Consider the following 255-nt stretch of genomic DNA (forward strand, 5'->3'; position numbering starts at 1 on the left):
CATCCGCGACGGTGAGTTGATTCACCACAGCGACAGAGGCTCGACCTACACAGCGATCCGGTTCGCTAACCGGTTGGCGGACAATGGGATCGCGCAATCGATGGGATCGGTCGGCGACAGCTACGACGATGCGTTGATGGAGAACTTCTTCTCCACGTTGAAGACCGAACTGGTTTATCGCCGGGCCTGGCGGACCCGCGACGAGGCCGAGAACGCCCTGTTCGCCTATATCGATGGCTGGTACAACAGCCAGCG

At 60.0% G+C, this 255-nt stretch carries 1 protein-coding gene; it reads left to right on the top strand.

Annotated elements, in window-relative coordinates; all coding sequences use genetic code 11:
• Window positions 1-73: 73 nt before the first annotated feature.
• Window positions 74-255: IS3 family transposase (locus IU448_RS28630; protein ID WP_195058851.1), on the top strand; the 182-nt coding region annotated here is incomplete at its 3' end.

This window comes from Nocardia flavorosea (assembly GCF_015477805.1).
In the GTDB taxonomy this organism is placed as follows: Bacteria; Actinomycetota; Actinomycetes; order Mycobacteriales; family Mycobacteriaceae; genus Nocardia; species Nocardia flavorosea_A.